We start from the raw sequence: 17,927 nt of genomic DNA, 5'->3' as shown, positions 1-17,927 counted from the left end.
CCTGTCAGCACCGTCTTGATGTACAGCCAGCGGAGTACGGCGCGCGCTCGTATCCGCCTGTCAGGTGACCTCCGGAGGACTACCGCCGTGCCGGGCGGCTAAGGCTGTGTCGGCAGGGGGCCCTCGCCCGAGACCTCGACCGGCCCGAAACCGCTGCCCAGCAAGGTGACCCGGCAGACGCGTCCGTCGGCCAGCCGCAGCCCGGCCGTGTCGCCCTCCAGCTCGGTCCACAGTGGCTGGCTGCCCTCCGGCCTGATGGTGCCGGACCATGCGGTTCCCGCGCCGCTGGTCTCCGTGAACAGCGCCGCGTCGACCGGCACCTCGGCGGCTCCGGTCAGCAGGGTCGCGGGACCACGGTAGAACTTGTCCATGCGGCCAGTGTGGCAGTCCTTTTCCCGCTCGGCACAACAGTGCGCGGGCTGATCGCTCGACGCGAACCGACGGAACCCCGCCGCCCGCACGGTGCGGGGGCGGGGTCCGACGGCCGACGTGCACTGTGGTGCCTGGACCTCAGAAGGTGTTCTTGCAGTAGCTCTGCGGGACGCTCAGCGCCGGGATGACGTTGATGCCGCAGGCGTTCACGCCGAGGTCCAGAATGCTCGGCGACTTTTTGGGGCCGTCGTTGGCGACCGCGGTCCCCGCTGTGGTGCCGAGCAGGGCGACGGCGCTGAGGGCGCCGGCGGCAATGGCGGTACGGATTCGCATGTTCGCTCCCAAGAGAGAGGTAGTTGTTGTCTCCACGCCCACCGTGGGTCCGTGGGGATGCACCGTGCATTTCGGGATACTCCGGACGGGTGTTCGTGTTGGTACGGTGCGTGCCGACGGGCTCGTGCGGTGCCAGGGCTCGTGACGCCGGGGAAGGGGGCGCGGATGACCGCGAAATGGGAGCCGGACCGGGCCGCCGGCGGCGATGCGGTGGCCACCACACGGGCGGCGGAGGACGCAGCCGCGGAGCGGGTGGACGCCCAGGCGGCCCCGCTGCCGGGGAGCGAGCCGGTGTCCGGGCGGCGGGTGCTGTGCCGCATGTGCGGGCAGCCGCTGCGCGACCGGGCCTCCCGGCTGTGGGGCCTGGGGCCGGACTGCCGTCGCAAGCTGGCCGTACGCAGCGCCCCCGCACCGGCCCGGCACGAGGTCGACCAGGACGCGCTGCCGGGGCTGTGAATCCTCCGCTGCCCCGACGCGTCCCGGCCGGGCCACTGGCGCGTCCGCGCCGGGTTTCCGGAGCGCGCCGGGAATCATGGGGGAGTCCACCGGCGAAAGGCAGTTTCCGTGTCCCAGCCACCGCAGCCCGGCCCGCACCGGGACGACGATCCCCGCTCCCACCGCCGCCCCCGCTCCGGTACCGAACCGGTGACCGCCCGCAGCGACCTCCGACTGCGCACGTTGCTGTCGTCCATCGGAGTGCCGTTCTTCGCCGCGGCCGCGGCGCTGTTCGCCTGGTGGGCCGCCTCTTCCGACAGCCACAGCACCCCCAGCGACCGGGTTCTCGTCGTGCTGGCAGCCGTCTGCGGCGCGTTGGCGCTGGGTGCGGCCGTCGATCTGCTGGTGCTCAGGCGCAGGCGCCGGCAGGAGCGCGAACGGCGCCGCTGACGGCAGCCGGTCCGCCCCCGGGTCCGGCGGTCAGCCCACCGACTCGCCCGCGTGCGGGCTGAGCACGCCCGCCGCCATCAGCGCGAACAGGGCCAGTCCCAGCAGGATCCGGTAGATGACGAACGGCATGAAGCTGCGGGTGGAGATGAACCGCATGAACCATGCGATGACGGCATATGCCACCACGAACGCCAGTACGGTGGCGAAGAGTGTCGGGCCCCAGGAGACATGCCCCTCGCCGATGTCCTTGAGTTCGAACAGGCCCGAGGCGAGCACCGCGGGAATCGCCAGCAGGAAGGAGTACCGGGCCGCCGCCTCGCGCCGGTACCCCATGAACAGGCCACCGCTGATGGTGGCGCCCGACCGGGACACCCCCGGTACCAGCGCCAGTGCCTGCGCGCATCCGTAGAGCAGGCCGTCGCGCACGGTGAGCTGTTCCAGCGACTTGCGCTCGCGCCGCGCCCGGTGCCGGCCGCCCTTGGTGTCGCGGGCCGCCATCCGGTCGGCGATGCCGAGGACGATGCCCAGACCCACCAGCGTGCTCGCGATCAGCCGCAGATCGCGGAACGGACCTTCGATCTGGTCCTTGAAGGTCAGTCCGAGCACCCCGATCGGGATGGAGCCGACGATGACGAGCCAGCCCATCTGCGCGTTGTGGTCGCTGCGGGCCTCGCGGTCGTGGAGCGAGCGGAACCAGGCCGCGAGGATACGGCCGATGTCCTTGCGGAAGAAGATCAGCACGGCTGCCTCGGTGCCGATCTGGGTGACGGCGGTGAACGCGGCGCCGGGATCCTTCCAGCCGGCGAACGCCGCGACCAGCCGCAGATGGGCGCTGGAGGAGATCGGGAGGAACTCGGTCAGTCCCTGGACGAGTCCGAGGACGAAGGATTCAAACCAAGACATCTGCGGCGGGGCTCGTCCCTGTGATAGTCGGTGTCAGTGGTGGGAGACCGGCTCGCGCACCGGCGGCGAGCAGGCTTCGGGAGGGGCGGTGGTCGCGGCGGCCTCGCGGGGGGCGGTGCCCCGCAGCTGGGCGCGCTTGCGCCAGGCGACCACGCCGCCCGCCAGCCCGGAGAGCGCGATGAAACCGAACGAGGCCAAAAAGACCGGGGAAGTCGGCGTCGCGGCGCTGCTGCCCGCGATGACGTAGGCCGCGGTGTTGGGCACCGAACCGAGCGCCGTCGCCCCGAGGAAGGCGGGCCAGCTCATCCGGGAGACGGCGGCGCCGTAGTTGGAGGCGGCGAACGGTACGCCGGGCAGCAACCGGATCACCAGCATCGAGCGGAAGCCGTGCTTGCTCAACTGACGGTCGGCGGCGGCCAGCCAACGCCCCCGCAGCAGTGTGCGCAGCGCGTCCTGGCCCAGCAGTCGGCCCAGTCCGAAGGCGATGCCCGCGCCGATCACCGTGCCGGCCGTCGCCGAGAAGGTGCCGGCCTGCGCGCCGAAGAGCACGCCTGCCGCGACGTTGAGCACCGGGCGGGGTACGAAGGCCGCGGTGCACAGCCCGTAGGCGGCGCCGAAGAGGGCGACGGCCACTCCGCCGGCGGCCTGCGGAGGCCAGCCGTGGGCGAGCAGCCGCTGGGGCTCGTACAGCAGCATCGTCGTCGCCGCCCCGCACAGCAGTACGGCCAGCAGGGCGAGGCGGGACCATGGTGAGAGCAGCGTCCTGGTGAGACGGCCGGGGAGTCCGTCTGGCTGCGTGGCGGGGACGGGCACGCTGGGAGCGTAACCGACGAACCGGTCCCTCCGCTGTTCGATGCGGTACGGAAAGCCCGAAAGGTGCCGCTTCGAAGCGGTGTTCGTCCGCTGTCCATCCCCGCTTTCACCTGCGCCGGAGGGCGCAGCACGGGCCGCGGGCGGCAGCGTCGAAAACCGTTCGACGCGGGGCGGTTGAGCGGGCGATGATCGACCGATGTTCCGGCAGCCCCGACTCTGTGCTCCGGCCGCGGTCGCGGCCGCTCCGCGGGCTGCCCTCGTCCCGCTCCCGGGCCTGCGCGTGCTGACCGCGGGCACGCACGCCTGCTGCCTGCCTCCCGGCGTCCGTCTCCGCCGACGCTGACCCTTCCCGGACCGAACCGAGGACCCCGCAGGGGAGGGTCGGTCCTCCTGCGGGGTCCCGCCTCGTCTCGTACCGGTCCAGGAGGGCACCCATGTCCGGCCACACCCACCCGTGCGTCATCCCGCATCCCGTTCCGCATCTGACCATCGGCACGCTGGGCCACCAAGGGCACGGCAAGACCACGCTGGCCGCTGCGCTGGCGGCGGCCCGCACGCCCGGTGCCCCCGGCCCCCGCCGCCCCGGATATCCACACCGGCCACGACGACGATTCCGGTACGCGACCGACACCCGTCGCTACACCCTGCTGGACCCTGCCGAGGGCCCGGAACACCTGGAAGGCCGGGAAGACCGGCAGGATCCGCTCGGCCCCGGGGGGCTGGGTGGCCTCGACGGTGCGGTGCTCGTCGTCTCCGTCCTGGAAGGCGCCCGCTCCGGCACGGCCGACCACCTCGCGCTCGCCCGGCGCAGCGGCCTCGCACACCTGGTCGTGGCCCTGTCCATGGCCGACGCCGGCAACGACGAGCTGACCGAGCTGGTGGAGAGCGAGGTACGGGCGCAGCTGACGGCGCACGGCTTCGCGGGGGAGTCCCTCCCGGCCGTACGGGTCTCCGCCCGCCGTGCGCTGGAGGGCGATCCACGGTGGCAAGGCACGATCGAGGCGCTGCTGGATGCCGTCGACACCTACGTGCCCCTGCCCGAGGTGTCCTGAGCCGCCCGCCCACCCGCACAATGGGGCGGTGGACACCGACGCCCACGGGGAGCAGATACCCCGCACCCGAGCCGTCGCGGGCGGCACCGCCAAGCTGCTGCCGGACGTCGACCGGGAGCGGGCCTGGCTACTGACCGTGGACGGGGCGCCGCAGTCCTATGTCGACCTGGACGACCCCCGGCATCTGGAGTTCGAGTACGCGCGCCGGGTCGGCCACCTGCTGGATGTGGCGGCGCCGCCCGGGGCGCCGCTGGACGTGCTCCACCTCGGCGGGGGAGCGCTGACCCTGCCCCGCTACCTCGCCGCCACCCGGCCCGGCTCGCGGCAGCAGGTGGCCGACCCGGACGCCGAGTTGACCGCGTTCGTCGCCGCGTACCTGCCACTCCCGGACGGTGCCGACATCACGGTGGAGGCCGTCGACGGGCGGGCCCTGGCCGAGTCCTCGCCGACCGGCAGCGCGGACGTGCTGGTGGCCGACGTCTACGGCGGCTCGCAGGTGCCGGCGCATCTGACCACGCTGCCGTACGCGAGGGAGGTGGAACGGGTGCTGCGGCCCGGGGGCACGTACGTGGCCAATCTCGCCGACGCCGCTCCGTTCCGCTTCCTGGCCTCCCAACTGGCCACGTTCGCCGCGGTCTTCCCGCAGCTGGCAGTCGTCGCCGAGCCGGCGGTGCTGCGGGGACGGCGGTTCGGCAACATTCTGCTGCTCGCCTCGCGGCACCAGCAGCCGCTGTCCGAACTGGCCCGCCGCTGCTCGGCCGATCCGTTTCCGGCCCGGGTGGAGCACGGAGCGGCACTGGAGCGCTTCACGAGCGGCGCGCGGGCGGTCGAGGACGGCGACGCCGTACCGAGCCCCGAACCGCCGGACGGCGCCTTCAGCATCGGCTGAAGGCGCCGCCCCGGGCCCGCACCGCGCCGGGCTTGCCGGGTCAGCCGCGGGGCTCGTTCCCGCCGCCGTCGTAGGTGCGGAGGCTGCCCATGATCTTCTTGATGGTGGCGTCCGGGAGCTCGTCCTTGACGCCCGCGTCGGTGTAGAGGACCCAGATCGCCAGGTCACCGTTGCTGTTGATCCAGGACGCCGTGACGACCTTGCCCGCGCTGGTGGCGCACTTGTCCGCCTTGGGAGCTCCTGTGACCTTCGCGGTGGCGGTGTGGCCCTTGATGCCGTGCTTGTTCTTGAACGGCTTGGCCTTGGAGACCTTGAGGGTGCCCTTCTGCTTCTGGTCGTAGCCGGCTATCGCGAAGTTGCCCGCCGCGATCCGCGCCGCCTCCTTGGTGTTCTTGGAGCCCTGCCCGCCCTTGGTGCCGACGGCGGCGCGGCTGCTCTCCTTGCACCAGTTGTCCTTGTAGTAGGCGGGCGCCGACATGGCGACCAGGACCTTGCCCTTGTCGCTCTCGAAGCCGGTGATGGTGCCCTGGCTCGCGAGCGTCCAGTCCTTGCTGTCCGGTACGTCGAAGGCCGAGTACCACTTGGGGTTGACGACGGTCTGCCAGCCGGGGACCACCGGGTCGGACGGGTCCTTGGAGGCTTTGCCCCCGCCTCCCGGGTCCGCATCCTCGCTCTTCTCCGGCTTGGTCTTCACCGAGGGCGAGGCGGACTTGTCGGCCTCGTTCTTCTTGCCGCTGTCGTCGTCACCGCCGAGCACGACGACGCCCGCGACGGTGGCCGCGACGACCGCGACCGCGGCGACGATCGAGATGACGACCGTCTTCTTCCGGCCGCCCCCGCCGCTCCCGCCGCCCTTGGGCGACTGCGGACCGCCGGGCATGTCCGCCGGGCCCCACTGCCCCGACTGGCCGGGGCCGCCCGGCTGCTGGCCGTAGGGGTACGACGGCGCTCCTTGCTGCGGCCCGTAACCGGGCTGACCGGTCGGCGGCTGCTGCCCGTAGCCGGGCTGACCCGCCGGCGGCTGCCCGTGACCGGGCTGCTGGCCCGGAGGCTGTTGCCCGTAGCCGGGCTGCTGATACGGGTTCGGCTGCCCGTAGCCGGGCTGTTGGTACGGGTTCGGCTGCTGCGGGTTCTGCTCGCCCCCGGGCTGCTGCTGTCCTGGCCACATGGCTGACAACCCTATGGTGCGCTCTTCCTGCCGACCACCGCTCCCCTCGGATCGGTACGTACCCGCTACATGAATGGGTCGGAAGCGGGAAAGAACGATTCTCCCGCCCGCGGTTACTCAGTGGTAACGTGCGGCCATGACCACTCAGTCGCAGCCGGACATCGGCGAGATGATGAGGGCTTCCGTGCCCATGGCCCGCACCCTCGACCTCCAGTACCTCGAAACGACACCGGAGCGGGTCGTCGTCTCGCTGCCCGACCGGAGCGAGTACCACAACCACGTCGGCGGCCCGCACGCCGGTGCGATGTTCACGCTCGCGGAGTCGGCGAGCGGAGCGGTGACGCTGGCCGCCTTCGCCGACCAGCTCTCCCGCTCCGTCCCGCTGCCGGTGCGCGCCGAGATGGACTTCAAGAAGATCGCCAAGGGCGTCGTCACCGCCACCGCCGAACTCGGCCGCCCGGCGGCCGACGTGGTCGCGGAGCTGGACAGGGGCGAACGACCGGAGTTTCCGGTGCGGGTCGCGCTCAGCCGCCCCGACGGCGCCGTCACCAGTGAGATGACCATCGTCTGGACCCTGCGGCCCAACGACTGACCTGGCGCTGCGCTCGACGCGGGGTGCGCGGCCCGGGCGGTGCCCGGTCGAGTAGGCTTCCGGACCCGTGCTGCCATGACAGCTCGTGCCCGTGTCATGAGAGGAAGCCGCAGTTGCACATCCAGGAGTGGCTGGAGAGCGTTCCGGCCGTGAGCGTGTACCTCCTGGTGGGGGTCGTCATCGGGCTGGAGAGCCTGGGCATTCCACTGCCCGGGGAGATCGTTCTCGTCAGCTCCGCGCTGCTGGCCTCGCAGCAGGGCCACATCGACCCACTGATCCTGGGAACCTGCGCCACGGTCGGGGCCGTGGTGGGCGACTCGATCGGGTACGCCATCGGCCGCAAGGGCGGCAAGCCGCTGCTGGAGTGGCTGGGCCGGAAGTTCCCCAAGCACTTCGGGCCCGGCCATGTGGCCACCGCCGAACGCTCCTTCCAGCGGTGGGGTATGTGGGCGGTCTTCTTCGGCCGGTTCATCGCACTGCTGCGCATCTTCGCCGGACCGCTCGCGGGCGTACTGAAGATGCCGTACTGGAAGTTCCTGACGGCGAACGTGCTGGGCGGAGTGCTGTGGGCCGGTGGTACGACCGCCGTCATCTACTACGTCGGTATCGTCGCCGAGGCGTGGCTCAAGCGCTTCTCCTGGCTCGGACTGGTGGTCGCCGTGCTGATCGGCGTCGCCTCCATGGTGATCGTCAAGCGCCGCGCGGCGAAGGTCACGGCCGGGACGACCGGGAGCCCGGTAGCGGAAGGGCGACCGGACCCCGCCGGAGCCGGAGGGGAGCGGACGGCCGCGGGTGCCGGGGACGCGGACCGGTCCGCGGACGGCGTGAGCGTTGCGGCGCCGGAGCTGGACACCGCGGCGACGGGCCCGGCAGGTGAGTGAGACGGAACGCGGCAACAGCGGCATACCCGAAGCGGAGAGTGGTGTGGCACAGCGTGGACTGCTCGTGGCGGTCGGCGGGCACGAACCCCAACTGGACGGCGCGGCGTTCAACGCGCCGACCTCCGTGATCGCCGGCCAGGTCACCATGGCCGCCGGGTCGAGCCTGTGGTACGGCGCCGTGCTGCGTGCCGACGCCGGTCCCATCGTGCTGGGCGAGGACAGCAATGTGCAGGACAACTGCACCGTCCACGGCGACCCGGGCTTCCCCGTCACCGTCGGCGCACGGGTCACCGTGGGACACAACGCGGTGCTGCACGGCTGCACCGTCGAGGACGAGGTGCTGATCGGTATGGGAGCCACCGTCCTCAACGGCGCGCACATCGGTGCCGGTTCGCTCGTCGCCGCGCAGACCCTGGTGCCGCAGGGCACCGTCGTGCCGCCCGGCTCGCTGGTCGCCGGGGTGCCGGGCAAGGTGCGCCGGGAGCTGACCGAGGAGGAGCGTGAGGGCGTGCGGTTGAACGCGCTCGCCTATGTGGAGCTGGCCGCACAGCATCGCGCGGCGTCCGTCTGCGAGCCGCCCTCGCCCTCCTGAGCCGCGCAGCCGCGGACCGGCTGCGGCCGGGTCGGCGCGACCCGGAAGCTACTGGTGAGGAACCTCACCGGGGCGAGCGGGTGCCAGGGCGCTACCGTGACGGCGTGCCATCCCTCAGGAACACGTTCTCGTCCCTCACCTCCCGCGCCGTGCACGGCATCTGGCGCCGGGTCCAGTACGCGGGAGCCGTCACGGCCGAGCGCCCCGGGCCGTACGCGTTCCGCCGGATCGGCACCGGGACCCGGCTCGCCTTTCCGCAGGGAACGCTCTTCGGTACGCCGTGGATCGAGCTCGGCGACCACTGCGTCGTCGGCCAGGACGTCACGCTGACGGCCGGGATGATGCCGGATCTGGACCTGGGCCCCGAGACCGTGCTGCGGCTGGGCAACGGCGTGGTGCTGGGCCGGGGCAGCCATGTCATCGCCGACACCCGGGTCAGCGTGGGGGACGACGTGTTCTGCGGCCCGTACGTCTACATCACCTCCACCAACCACTCCTACGACGATCCGGCACGGCCGGTCGGCAAGCAGTGGCCGCGCACGGCACCTGTCGAGATCGGCGCCGGCAGCTGGATCGGGGCCGGGGCCGTGGTGCTGCCGGGTGCGACGCTGGGGCGGAACGTCGTGGTCGCGGCGGGTGCAGTGGTGCGCGGGGAGGTGCCGGACCACGCGGTGGTCGCGGGAGCCCCCGCCAAAGTGGTGCGCCGCTTCGATCCGGAGGAGGGATGGCAGCCGCCGCTGCGCACCCCGCCGCCGGTGCCCGTCCCGGAGGGCGTCACCCCGCAGGAACTGCTCGCCCTGGCCGAACTGCCCCACCGGCGTGGCCCGCTGGACGGCGGCTGCGACCGCGACCCCGACGGCACCGCGGACGGCGGCTGAGCCGCGCGCCGGTCAGCCCGAGGCGAGCAGCACCGTGCCCAGCAGCGCCAGTCCCGCGCCCGCGGTCTGCAGGGCCCTGAGCCGCTCCTGGAGGACGCCCCGGGCGGCCAGCGCGGTGACCACCGGGTAGAGGGAGGCGAGCACCGCGGCCACCGTGACCGGGCCGTGCTGTGCCGCGACGGCGTAGGTCCCGTTGGCGGCGACGTCCGCCAGGCCGACGAAGGCCAGCGCGGGCAGCACCGTCCACACGGCCCGGACCCCCTCCTCGGGGAGCGCGGGGGTGCCCCGCCGCACCGAGGCGTACAGTGCGCCGCCCCCCACCACGACGTTGACGACCCGCTGGAGGAACAGCGTCAGGAAGAGCCCCGCGATGGTCGTCGACGCCTCGGCGACCAGGCTCATCGTCGCACCGAAGCCGAAGGCGGCGATGAGGGTCAGCAGGACGGTGCGCTGTTGCACGGGCGCGCTGCCCCCGCCCACGCCGCCGGCCAGCACCACACCGGTGACCGCGACCAGGGTGCCCACCGCCTGCAGCAGGCCGGGCCGTTCGCCGTGCAGCACCATGCCGACGGCCACCGGCACCGCCACACTGCCGAGGGTGGCGACGGGTGAGACCACGCCCATCGGGCCGATGGCCAGCGCCCGGTAGAAGCACAGCATCGACACCGGCCCGATCGCGCCGGCGGCCACCGCGCACCACAGCAGCCGGGCGTCCAGCTCGCTCCAGGCGCCGGTGGACAGCACGATGGCGCCGAGCACCAGGCAGGCCGCACCCTGTGAGACGACCACCACGGTCAGCTCGCGCAGACGCTTGCTGAGCAGCCCGCCGCCGAAGTCGGCCAGCCCCCACAGGAGACTGGTGGCCAAAGCAAAGACAGCGGTCATGACGGAATACCTCACAGTACAGTGTGGTGAACACTCAAGTCCAGCACACCGTAGTTCAGCGTAGTGCACTCTGCAATCTAGTATTTTGGATGGTGCGGAACACCGTGACGGACCTCGACCACCTCACGCAGGCGCTGGCCCGCAACCTCAAACACCTGCGGGCCGAGCGCGGCTTCACCCTGGATGCGCTCGCCGCGCGGGCAGGTGTCAGCCGGGGCATGCTCATCCAGATCGAACAGGCCCGCACCAACCCCAGCGTCGGCACCGTCGTCAAGATCGGCGACGCGCTCGGCGTCAGCATCACCTCGCTGCTCGACTTCGACCAGGAGCCGCAGGTCCGGCTGGTCCCCCCGGAGCAGGCCGTAAGGCTCTGGTCCACCGAGGCCGGCAGCCACAGCACCCTGCTCGCGGGCACGGAGGCCCCCGGGCCGCTCGAGCTGTGGCACTGGAAGCTGGTGCCGGGCGACGCCAGCGACTCCGATCCGCACCCCATCGGCACCGCCGAACTCGTCCACGTCAGGGAGGGCACGCTCACCCTCGATGTGGACGGCGACAAGTACACCGTCCCGGCCGGGACCTCCGCCTGCTTCGAGTCGCACGTACCGCACGGCTACCGCAACGACGGTACGGAAACCGTCGAGATGACCATGGCCGTCTCGGTACCCGAACCGCGCTGACCCTCCCCGGTCCGCGGCCGAACGGTACCCGTCGGCCCGACGCTCGCTAGAGTGCCGGTATGCGTGCGCCCATCGGAGAATTCGACAACGCCAGGCCGGCCCCCGAGGTCCTCGACCAGTTGGCCGCCCCCGTCGCCACCGCGGTCCGCGGCTGGGAAGGCCCCGTACCCGCCGACCAGTTGTTCCACGTCGACACCGATCCCGAGAAGGCCGACACGGCCGCCTTCGTGGAGGCCTACGGCCAGGAGTTGCTGGAGTCCTCCGCCAACTGTGTCGTCGTCGCCGCCAAGCAGGGCGGGGTCCGCACCCTGGCGGGATGTGTGGTGCTCTCCGCCGCCCGCGTCGACGTCAACGGAGCGGTCCGGCGCGGTCTCGGCGCCCGCAAGGTCTCCTTCGCACCGCACGAGACCGCCGTCGGCGAGACAGGCATGGAGTACGGCGGCATCACTCCCGTCGGGCTGCCCGGCGACTGGCCGCTGCTGGTGGACGCCGAAGTCGCGGCCCTGCCCTGGGTGCTGATCGGCAGCGGCAGCCGCCGGGGCAAGCTGATCGTGCCCGGCAAGGCACTGGCCTCGCTGCCCGGCGCCGAGGTCGTGGAGGGGCTGGGGCTGCGCGGCTAGTCCAGCGCTCAGCGCCGTGGAGGCCGGGAGGCGGCGTCCGGTGTGCCGACATCGAGCGACAGCGGGATCGAGTGCTCGGCGAAGCCCATGGACCGGTACATCGCCTCCGCCTCCGGCGTCGCGTGCAGATCCACGCGCGTGACGCCCGCGCGGGCGAACTGGGCCAGCAGCGCGGCGGTCGTCGCCCGAGCGTAGCCGCGACCGCGGTACCGCTCGTCGGTGCACACGTTGAAGACGAAGCCGAACAGGCCGTGCGGGCTCACCGGCGCCGGCAGCCGCTCCTCGACCCGGCCCACCGCGCACGCCGCGAGGTGGGCCGGCAGGTCGGGCCGCTCGCCGTCCACCACGAACGCCAGCAGCGGAGAGTCCTCCAGCGCGAGCTGCCGCCGCGCGATGCGTACGGCTTCCTTCTCCCACGGCCCCGGCTCGTCCCGGCCGAGCATGGCAGCGAACATGACCCTGCGCAGCCGTACGATCTCCTCGGCGTCGTCGGGTGTCGCCCTGCGTATGTCGATCATGCGTGGACGCTAGCGCGCCGCGCTCATCCCAGCCGGGGAATCTCGATCGCCGGACACCGGTCCATCACCATCCGCAGACCGGCCGCCCGGGTGCGTTCGTACGCCGCGTCGTCGACCACCCCGAGCTGGAACCAGACCGCTTTGGCGCCGATCGCCGCCGCCTCGTCGGCCACCTGTCCCGCCAGGCGGGAGTTGACAAAGACGTCCACCACGTCCACGGGGAAGGGGATCTGCGCCAGGCTCGGATAGCCGCGCTCGCCGTGCACCGTCTCCGCCGCTGGGTGGACGGGCACGATCCGCTTGCCGTGGCGCTGGAGCACCTCCGCCACCCCGTATGCGGGCCGGGAGGTGTTCCGGGAGAGCCCCACCACCGCCCAGGTATCACCCAGCTCGGTGAGAATCTCCCGTACCGTCCCGGAATCGCCGTACATCGCTCTCTCCTCCGCAGCAGACATGCCCCCTCCACCCCGACAACGGCTCGCACCCCGCACCGATTCCCGCGGCCCGCGGCCATAGGCTGGCGGGATGCAGCCCGAGCAGCGCCCACAGCACGAGCCGGAGGGACCGGCGGAGTACCTCACCGTCGCGGCCGAGGGTGTGCACGAGACCGAGGTCAACCGCTCGCGCTTCCTGTGCGCCCTCGCACCCGCCGCCACCGAGGCCGAGGCACAGGAGTTCATCGCGCGGGTGCGCAAGCAGCACCCCGGCGCCAACCACAACTGCTCCGCCTATGTCATCGGCGCGGACGCGAGCATCCAGAAGGCGAACGACGACGGTGAACCGGGCGGCACCGCGGGAGTGCCGATGCTCCAGATGCTGCTGCGCCGTGAGGTCCGCTACGCGGTCGCCGTCGTCACCCGCTACTTCGGCGGTGTCAAGCTGGGCGCGGGGGGCCTGATCCGGGCGTACGGCGGAGCGGTCGGAGAGGCCCTGGACGCCGTCGGGACCGTCACCCGGCGGCGCTTCCGGCTGGTGACGGTCACCGTCGGCCATGAGCGTGCCGGACGGCTGGAGAACGATCTGCGCGCCACCGGGCGCGAGGTACGCGAGGTGCGGTACGGCGCCGAGGTCACCATCGAACTCGGACTGCCCGGCGCGGAGGTGGCCGAATTCCGGCGCTGGCTCGCCGACGCGACCGCGGGCGCCGCACACGTCGAGGTGGGCGGCGAGGCGTTCGGCACCGTCTGAGTGCACCGTCTGCGTGCACCGTCTGAGCGCGCCGTACGAACGCACCGACTGCGGGCGCGTCCGAGCACACCAGCTGCGCGCACCGTCCGGAGCGGGCGGGGGACAGCGGACGGTCCGGGGTGCGGCACGCGCTGTCAGTGGTGGGCCGTAAGGTCGTTGACCATGCGTCTGCTGCACACCTCGGACTGGCATCTGGGCCGGAGCTTCCACCGCGTGAGCCTCCTCGATGCCCAGCGTGCCTTCCTCGACCACCTGGTCGCCACCGTCGAGGAGCGCGCGGTGGACGCCGTGCTCGTCTCCGGCGACATCTACGACCGCGCCGTCCCCTCCCTCGCCGCGGTCGAGCTGTTCGACCAGGCGCTCCACCGCCTCGCTGACCTGGGCGTGCCCACCGTGATGATCTCCGGCAACCACGATTCGGCACGCCGGCTCGGCGTCGGCTCGAAGCTGATGGGCCGTGCGGGCGTGCACCTGCGCACCGACCCGCGCGAGTGCGGCACACCGGTGCTCCTCGACGGCGCCGACGGGGGCGGCCAGGTCGCCGTCTACGGGCTGCCCTACCTGGAGCCCTCGCTGGTGCGCCAGACCCTCGGCGCCGAGGGCACCGGCCACACCGCCGTGCTCCGCGCCGCGATGGACCGGGTCCGCGCCGACCTCGCCACCAGACCCGCCGGGACCCGCTCCGTCGTCCTGGCGCACGCCTTCGTCACCGGTGCCGAAGTCTCCGACAGCGAACGGGACATCACCGTCGGCGGGGTCGCCTCCGTACCCGTCTCCGTCTTCGACGGCGTCGATTACGTCGCCCTCGGTCATCTGCACAACTGTCAGTCGATCACCGAACGGGTGCGCTACTCGGGCACCCCGCTCGCCTACTCCTTCTCCGAGGCCGGGCACGAGAAGTCGATGTGGCTGGTCGAGCTCGGCCCCGGCGGCGAACCGGCCGCCGAGCGGCTGCGCTGTCCTGTCCCGCGCCCCCTGGCCCGGCTGCGCGGCACACTCGCCGAACTGCTGGAGGAGCCGGCCCACGAACAGCACACGGGCTCCTGGGTGGAGGCCACCCTCACCGACGCCGCCCGCCCGCACGACCCGATGGCCCGGCTGGCGAAGCGCTTCCCGCACATCGTCAGCCTCGTCTTCGCACCCGAGCGGGAGGAGACCGACGACTCACGCTCCTACGCCGTCCGGCTCAAGGGCCGCACCGACCGCCAGATCGCCGAGGACTTCGTCGGCCACGTACGGCCAGGGCGGCAGGCGGCGCCCGAGGAACGCGAGATGCTGGGACAGGCGCTGGAGGCCGTCCGCGTCGCCGAGTCGGAACCGGACGAGCCGCTCGCCGCCTCCCGTACGGCACCGACGGCACCGACGGCGGCGCGGCAGGGCGAGGGCGCACCCGGGGTGGTCCGATGAGGCTCCACCGGCTCACCCTCACCGCCTTCGGCCCCTTCAGCGGCACCCACACCGTCGACTTCGACACCCTCTCCTCGGCAGGGCTCTTCCTGCTGCACGGCCCCACGGGGGCGGGCAAGACCTCCGTGCTGGACGCCGTCTGCTTCGCCCTCTACGGAGGCGTGCCCGGCGCCCGCCAGCAGCCCGGCGGCACCCTGCGCAGCGACCACGCCGACCCCCGCACCCGCACCCAGGTCGTCCTCGACCTCACCGTCGCGGGCCGGCGGTTGGAGCTCACCCGCGCCCCCGAGCAGCTTCGTCCCAAGGCCCGCGGCACCGGTCTCACCCGGGAGCGGGCCCGCTGCGAGCTGCGCGTCCTGGACCCCGCGACCGGTGAGTGGCACGGCCTCAGCCGCTCCCACCAGGAGATCGGCGAGGAGATCGGCCAGGCCCTGGGGATGAGCAAGGAGCAGTTCTGCCAGGTGGTGCTGCTGCCGCAGGGCGATTTCGCGCGGTTCCTGCGCTCCGGCGCCGAGGACCGGGCGAAGCTGCTGGGACGCCTCTTCGACACCGGCCGGTTCGCGGCCGTCGAGGAAGAGCTGGCGCGCAGGCGCAAGAGCGCCCAGCAGGAGGTCGCCGCGGCCGACGAGGAACTGCTCGCCCTCGCCCACCGGATGCGGCAGGCGGTCGGCGATCCCGCGGAACTGGGCGACGGCCCCACACCCGCGCCCGAAGCGCAGCCCCTCCCCGGCCAGCGCACCGCCCCGGCGTCCGGCAGCGCCCCGGCGGCCACCTCGGGCCCGGAGCCCGGCACCGCAACGGGCGGCACCCGGCGTGCCGGACGGGGCGGCGCCCGTGCCAAGCAGTCCGTGGCACCCGAGCGCGGCCGGCTCGCACCCGGCGACCCGGGTCTCACCGAAGCCGTGCTGACCTGGGCGGCGCAGGCCCGCTGCTACGCCAGGGAGCGCCTCACCTGCGCCGCCCTGGCCGCCGAGACGGCGCGCGAGCGGTACGGGACCGCCGTAGAGAAACTGGAGGCGAGCCGCGAACTCGCGCGAGCACAGCAGCGGTTCGCCCGCGCCCGGCAACGCGCCGACGAACTGGCGGCCGGCGCGGAGGAGAGCGAGGCGCTGCGGCGCCGACTGGAGCGGGCGCAGTCCGCCGAGGCCGTGGCGCCCGCGCTCCGGTTCCACCGGGCGGCACATGACGAGCACGTCCGGGCGCGTGCGGCCGAACGGGACGCGCGGGCCCGCCTGCCGCAGCCCCTGGCCGAGGCCGCCCCCGAGCGGCTGGCGGAGCTGGAGCGGGAGCTGCGCCAGGAGCTGGGCGCGCTGCGGGCCGTCCGCGAGGAGGAGCCGCGCGCTGCCGGGATCGAGGCCGAACTGCGCCGGCTGGACGCCGAGTCACGGGCCGACGAGGATCTGCTCCGCGAGGCGGCGGAGTGGCTGGCGGCCTGGGAGGAGCAGCGGTACACCCTCCAGCGCCGCGTCGAGGACGCACAGGAGGCTGCCACCCGCGCCGAACACCTCTCCGGACGGCTCCACCCGGCCCGCGCCCGCCTCCAGGCCGCGCGCCGCCGCGACCAGCTCGCCACCGAGATCTCGGCCGCCGTCGAAGCCCTGCACAGCGCCCGGGAGGTGGCCGCCGAGGCGAAGGAGCGCTGGCTCGCCCTGCGCGAGCGGCGGCTGCGCGGTGTCGCGGCCGAGCTCGCCGCCCACCTGGTGGCGGGCGAGCCGTGTGCCGTCTGCGGCTCCACCGCCCACCCGGCTCCCGCCCGCGAGGAGCCGGACCATGTGGACCGCGCGACCGAGGACGCCGCACTCGCCGCCTCGCAACGGGCGGCCGAGCACCGCCGGTCGGCCGAGGAGCGCCTCGCGGCGCTGCGCGAGAACCACACGGCGGCTCAGACCGAAGCGGCGGGCGGAGCCGTCGGCGGGCCGGGGACCGAGGGGTCCGCCGCGCTCCCGGGGGAGGCCGAGGACGCGAGCACCGAGGCGCTGGCCGCCGCCGTCGCCGCGCTGGAGGACGAGCACGCGGAGGCGTACAGGCAGGCGTCCGGCACCCACGAGGCGCGTGAGGCGTTGGCCGCCGCCGAACGCGAGCATGCCGAGCGGCAGAACGCGCGCCAGGACGCCGAGCGCCGTGCAGCGGCCCGCACCTCCACGCGGGACGCGCTGCAGCGGGAGCTGGCGGCCCTCACCGAGCGGCTGGCGAAAGCCCGCGGCGAGGCCCCCAGCGTCGCCGCCCGCTTCACCGAGCTGGAGCGGCGCGTCGGACTGCTGTCCCGGGCGGCGGAGGCCGCCCACACGGCCGCCCGCGCCGCCGAACGGCTCGCCGAGGCCGCGGAGCAGTTGGCCGACGCCGCCGACCGGGCCGGGTTCCGGGGGCCCGAGGACGCGGAGCAGGCCGTGCTGCCCGAGTCCGAGCAGCGCGAGCTGCGTACCCGGCTGGAACGCCGGCAGGCCGAGGAAGCAGCCGTGCGCGAGGAACTGGCCGACCCCGCACTGGCCGCGGCAGCCGCGCGGTCGGCGGCGGACCCCGAGGCGGCGCGGGCCGTCGCCGATGCCGCGGAGACGCGGCTGCGCTCCGCCGACGCCGAACGCCATGCCGCGCGGGGCACGGTGGAGGCACTGGACGGGCTGGGGGCGCGCGCCGCCGACCGCGCGCGCAGGCTGGCGCCGCTGCGTACGGCCTACGACCGCGTCGCCCGGCTAGCCGCTCTCGCGGCGGGTACGTCGGCCGAGAACGAGCGCCGCATGCGGCTGGAGTCGTATGTGCTGGCCGCCCGGCTCGAACAGGTCGCCGCCGCTGCCTCGGCACGCCTCGCCCGGATGTCCTCGGGCCGCTACACACTGGTGCACTCCGACGCACGGGCCTCCGGGCGCGGCAGATCCGGGCTGGGCCTGCACGTCGTGGACGCCTGGACCGGAGCCGAGCGGGACACCGCCACCCTCTCCGGCGGTGAGACGTTCTTCGCCTCCCTCGCCCTCGCCCTCGGACTCGCCGACGTGGTGACCGAGGAGGCCGGCGGCACCCGGCTGGAGACGCTCTTCATCGACGAGGGCTTCGGCAGCCTGGACGAGCAGACGCTGGATGAGGTCCTGGACGTGCTCGACTCGCTGCGCGAGAGGGATCGCTGCGTCGGCATCGTCAGCCACGTGGCCGACCTGCGACAGCGAGTGCCCGCCCAGCTGGAGGTCGTCAAATCCCGGCACGGCTCCGCGCTGCGCCACCATGCGGCTCCCGCGGACGGCTAGCTTCTCCGCCGCGACGGTGCTCAGCCGACGACTCACTG

General features: G+C 73.3%; 20 protein-coding genes and 1 pseudogene. 13 read left to right on the top strand and 8 right to left on the bottom strand.

From position 1 onward, the window contains the following. Window positions 1-98: 98 nt before the first annotated feature. Both JW613_RS19735 and JW613_RS19730 read right to left on the bottom strand, forming a co-directional pair. Window positions 99-371, bottom strand: coding sequence for a hypothetical protein (locus JW613_RS19735; protein ID WP_209212140.1), 273 nt, complete (start codon window positions 369-371; stop codon window positions 99-101). Between the two features lie 139 nt (window positions 372-510). Then, the gene (locus tag JW613_RS19730) at window positions 511-705 is read right to left on the bottom strand and encodes a hypothetical protein (protein WP_209212139.1); all 195 of its coding nucleotides are present in this window, start codon (window positions 703-705) and stop codon (window positions 511-513) included. 165 nt (window positions 706-870) lie between these two features. On the opposite strand from JW613_RS19730, the gene JW613_RS19725 reads away from it, so the two are divergent. Both JW613_RS19725 and JW613_RS19720 read left to right on the top strand, forming a co-directional pair. Then, on the top strand, window positions 871-1,161 hold the full coding sequence (locus tag JW613_RS19725) for a DUF6011 domain-containing protein (protein WP_372447966.1): 291 nt from the start codon (window positions 871-873) through the stop codon (window positions 1,159-1,161). Window positions 1,162-1,269: 108 nt separating this feature from the next. After that, the gene (locus JW613_RS19720) at window positions 1,270-1,590 is read left to right on the top strand and encodes a DUF6343 family protein (RefSeq protein WP_209212138.1); all 321 of its coding nucleotides are present in this window, start codon (window positions 1,270-1,272) and stop codon (window positions 1,588-1,590) included. Window positions 1,591-1,620: 30 nt separating this feature from the next. On the opposite strand, the gene JW613_RS19715 is transcribed toward JW613_RS19720, so the two are convergent. Continuing rightward, window positions 1,621-2,493 carry an undecaprenyl-diphosphate phosphatase gene (locus tag JW613_RS19715; RefSeq protein WP_209212137.1) on the bottom strand — a complete coding sequence of 291 codons (873 nt, stop codon included), beginning with the start codon at window positions 2,491-2,493 and terminating at the stop codon, window positions 1,621-1,623. 33 nt (window positions 2,494-2,526) lie between these two features. Next, a complete protein-coding gene (locus JW613_RS19710) occupies window positions 2,527-3,306 on the bottom strand; it encodes a TVP38/TMEM64 family protein (protein WP_307865955.1) in 780 nt (259 codons plus the stop codon). Between the two features lie 722 nt (window positions 3,307-4,028). Here JW613_RS19710 and JW613_RS36815 point away from each other — a divergent pair. Both JW613_RS36815 and JW613_RS19700 read left to right on the top strand, forming a co-directional pair. Next, window positions 4,029-4,349: pseudogene (locus JW613_RS36815) on the top strand (GTP-binding protein); the annotation flags it as partial. A 37-nt stretch (window positions 4,350-4,386) separates the two neighbouring features. Further along, on the top strand, window positions 4,387-5,247 hold the full coding sequence (locus JW613_RS19700; protein ID WP_307865954.1) for a spermidine synthase: 861 nt from the start codon (window positions 4,387-4,389) through the stop codon (window positions 5,245-5,247). Window positions 5,248-5,287: 40 nt separating this feature from the next. On the opposite strand, the gene JW613_RS19695 is transcribed toward JW613_RS19700, so the two are convergent. Then, window positions 5,288-6,415: a DUF8017 domain-containing protein gene (locus JW613_RS19695; protein ID WP_209212134.1), complete on the bottom strand. Its 1,128-nt coding sequence runs from the start codon at window positions 6,413-6,415 to the stop codon at window positions 5,288-5,290. A gap of 136 nt (window positions 6,416-6,551) precedes the next feature. Between JW613_RS19695 and JW613_RS19690 the strand changes: the two genes are divergently transcribed. From JW613_RS19690 to JW613_RS19675, 4 genes are all read left to right on the top strand, one after another. Then, on the top strand, window positions 6,552-7,007 hold the full coding sequence (locus JW613_RS19690) for a DUF4442 domain-containing protein (RefSeq protein WP_099878278.1): 456 nt from the start codon (window positions 6,552-6,554) through the stop codon (window positions 7,005-7,007). A gap of 113 nt (window positions 7,008-7,120) precedes the next feature. Then, window positions 7,121-7,888, top strand: coding sequence for a DedA family protein (locus tag JW613_RS19685; RefSeq protein WP_209212133.1), 768 nt, complete (start codon window positions 7,121-7,123; stop codon window positions 7,886-7,888). 43 nt (window positions 7,889-7,931) lie between these two features. After that, window positions 7,932-8,480, top strand: coding sequence for a gamma carbonic anhydrase family protein (locus JW613_RS19680; RefSeq protein WP_209212132.1), 549 nt, complete (start codon window positions 7,932-7,934; stop codon window positions 8,478-8,480). Between the two features lie 104 nt (window positions 8,481-8,584). Beyond that, entirely contained in the window at window positions 8,585-9,358 is a 774-nt protein-coding gene (locus JW613_RS19675; RefSeq protein ID WP_307865953.1) for an acyltransferase, read from the top strand. A 12-nt stretch (window positions 9,359-9,370) separates the two neighbouring features. On the opposite strand, the gene JW613_RS19670 is transcribed toward JW613_RS19675, so the two are convergent. Then, entirely contained in the window at window positions 9,371-10,243 is an 873-nt protein-coding gene (locus JW613_RS19670; RefSeq protein WP_209212130.1) for a DMT family transporter, read from the bottom strand. An 89-nt stretch (window positions 10,244-10,332) separates the two neighbouring features. Here JW613_RS19670 and JW613_RS19665 point away from each other — a divergent pair, with 89 nt between their 5' ends. Then, a complete protein-coding gene (locus JW613_RS19665) occupies window positions 10,333-10,920 on the top strand; it encodes a helix-turn-helix domain-containing protein (protein WP_185016214.1) in 588 nt (195 codons plus the stop codon). A gap of 59 nt (window positions 10,921-10,979) precedes the next feature. Next, window positions 10,980-11,540, top strand: coding sequence for a YbaK/EbsC family protein (locus tag JW613_RS19660; protein WP_209212129.1), 561 nt, complete (start codon window positions 10,980-10,982; stop codon window positions 11,538-11,540). Window positions 11,541-11,548: 8 nt separating this feature from the next. On the opposite strand, the gene JW613_RS19655 is transcribed toward JW613_RS19660, so the two are convergent. Further along, on the bottom strand, window positions 11,549-12,058 hold the full coding sequence (locus JW613_RS19655) for a GNAT family N-acetyltransferase (RefSeq protein ID WP_209212128.1): 510 nt from the start codon (window positions 12,056-12,058) through the stop codon (window positions 11,549-11,551). A gap of 23 nt (window positions 12,059-12,081) precedes the next feature. Further along, entirely contained in the window at window positions 12,082-12,489 is a 408-nt protein-coding gene (locus tag JW613_RS19650) for a CoA-binding protein (protein ID WP_099878262.1), read from the bottom strand. A gap of 94 nt (window positions 12,490-12,583) precedes the next feature. Between JW613_RS19650 and JW613_RS19645 the strand changes: the two genes are divergently transcribed. The 3 genes from JW613_RS19645 (at window position 12,584) to JW613_RS19635 (ending at window position 17,889) form a co-directional block, all read left to right on the top strand. Continuing rightward, window positions 12,584-13,246 carry a YigZ family protein gene (locus JW613_RS19645; protein WP_209212127.1) on the top strand — a complete coding sequence of 221 codons (663 nt, stop codon included), beginning with the start codon at window positions 12,584-12,586 and terminating at the stop codon, window positions 13,244-13,246. A 162-nt stretch (window positions 13,247-13,408) separates the two neighbouring features. After that, window positions 13,409-14,653, top strand: coding sequence for an exonuclease SbcCD subunit D (locus JW613_RS19640; protein ID WP_209212126.1), 1,245 nt, complete (start codon window positions 13,409-13,411; stop codon window positions 14,651-14,653). Further along, window positions 14,650-17,889 (top strand): AAA family ATPase, encoded by a 3,240-nt coding sequence (locus tag JW613_RS19635; RefSeq protein WP_209212125.1) that lies wholly within the window; start codon window positions 14,650-14,652, stop codon window positions 17,887-17,889. The genes JW613_RS19640 and JW613_RS19635 overlap by 4 nt, the downstream gene beginning before the upstream one ends. Window positions 17,890-17,927 lie beyond the last annotated feature (38 nt).

It is taken from the genome of Streptomyces smyrnaeus (assembly GCF_017676345.1).
GTDB lineage: Bacteria > Actinomycetota > Actinomycetes > Streptomycetales > Streptomycetaceae > Streptomyces > Streptomyces smyrnaeus.
This window is presented reverse-complemented; position numbering and strand designations above follow the sequence as displayed.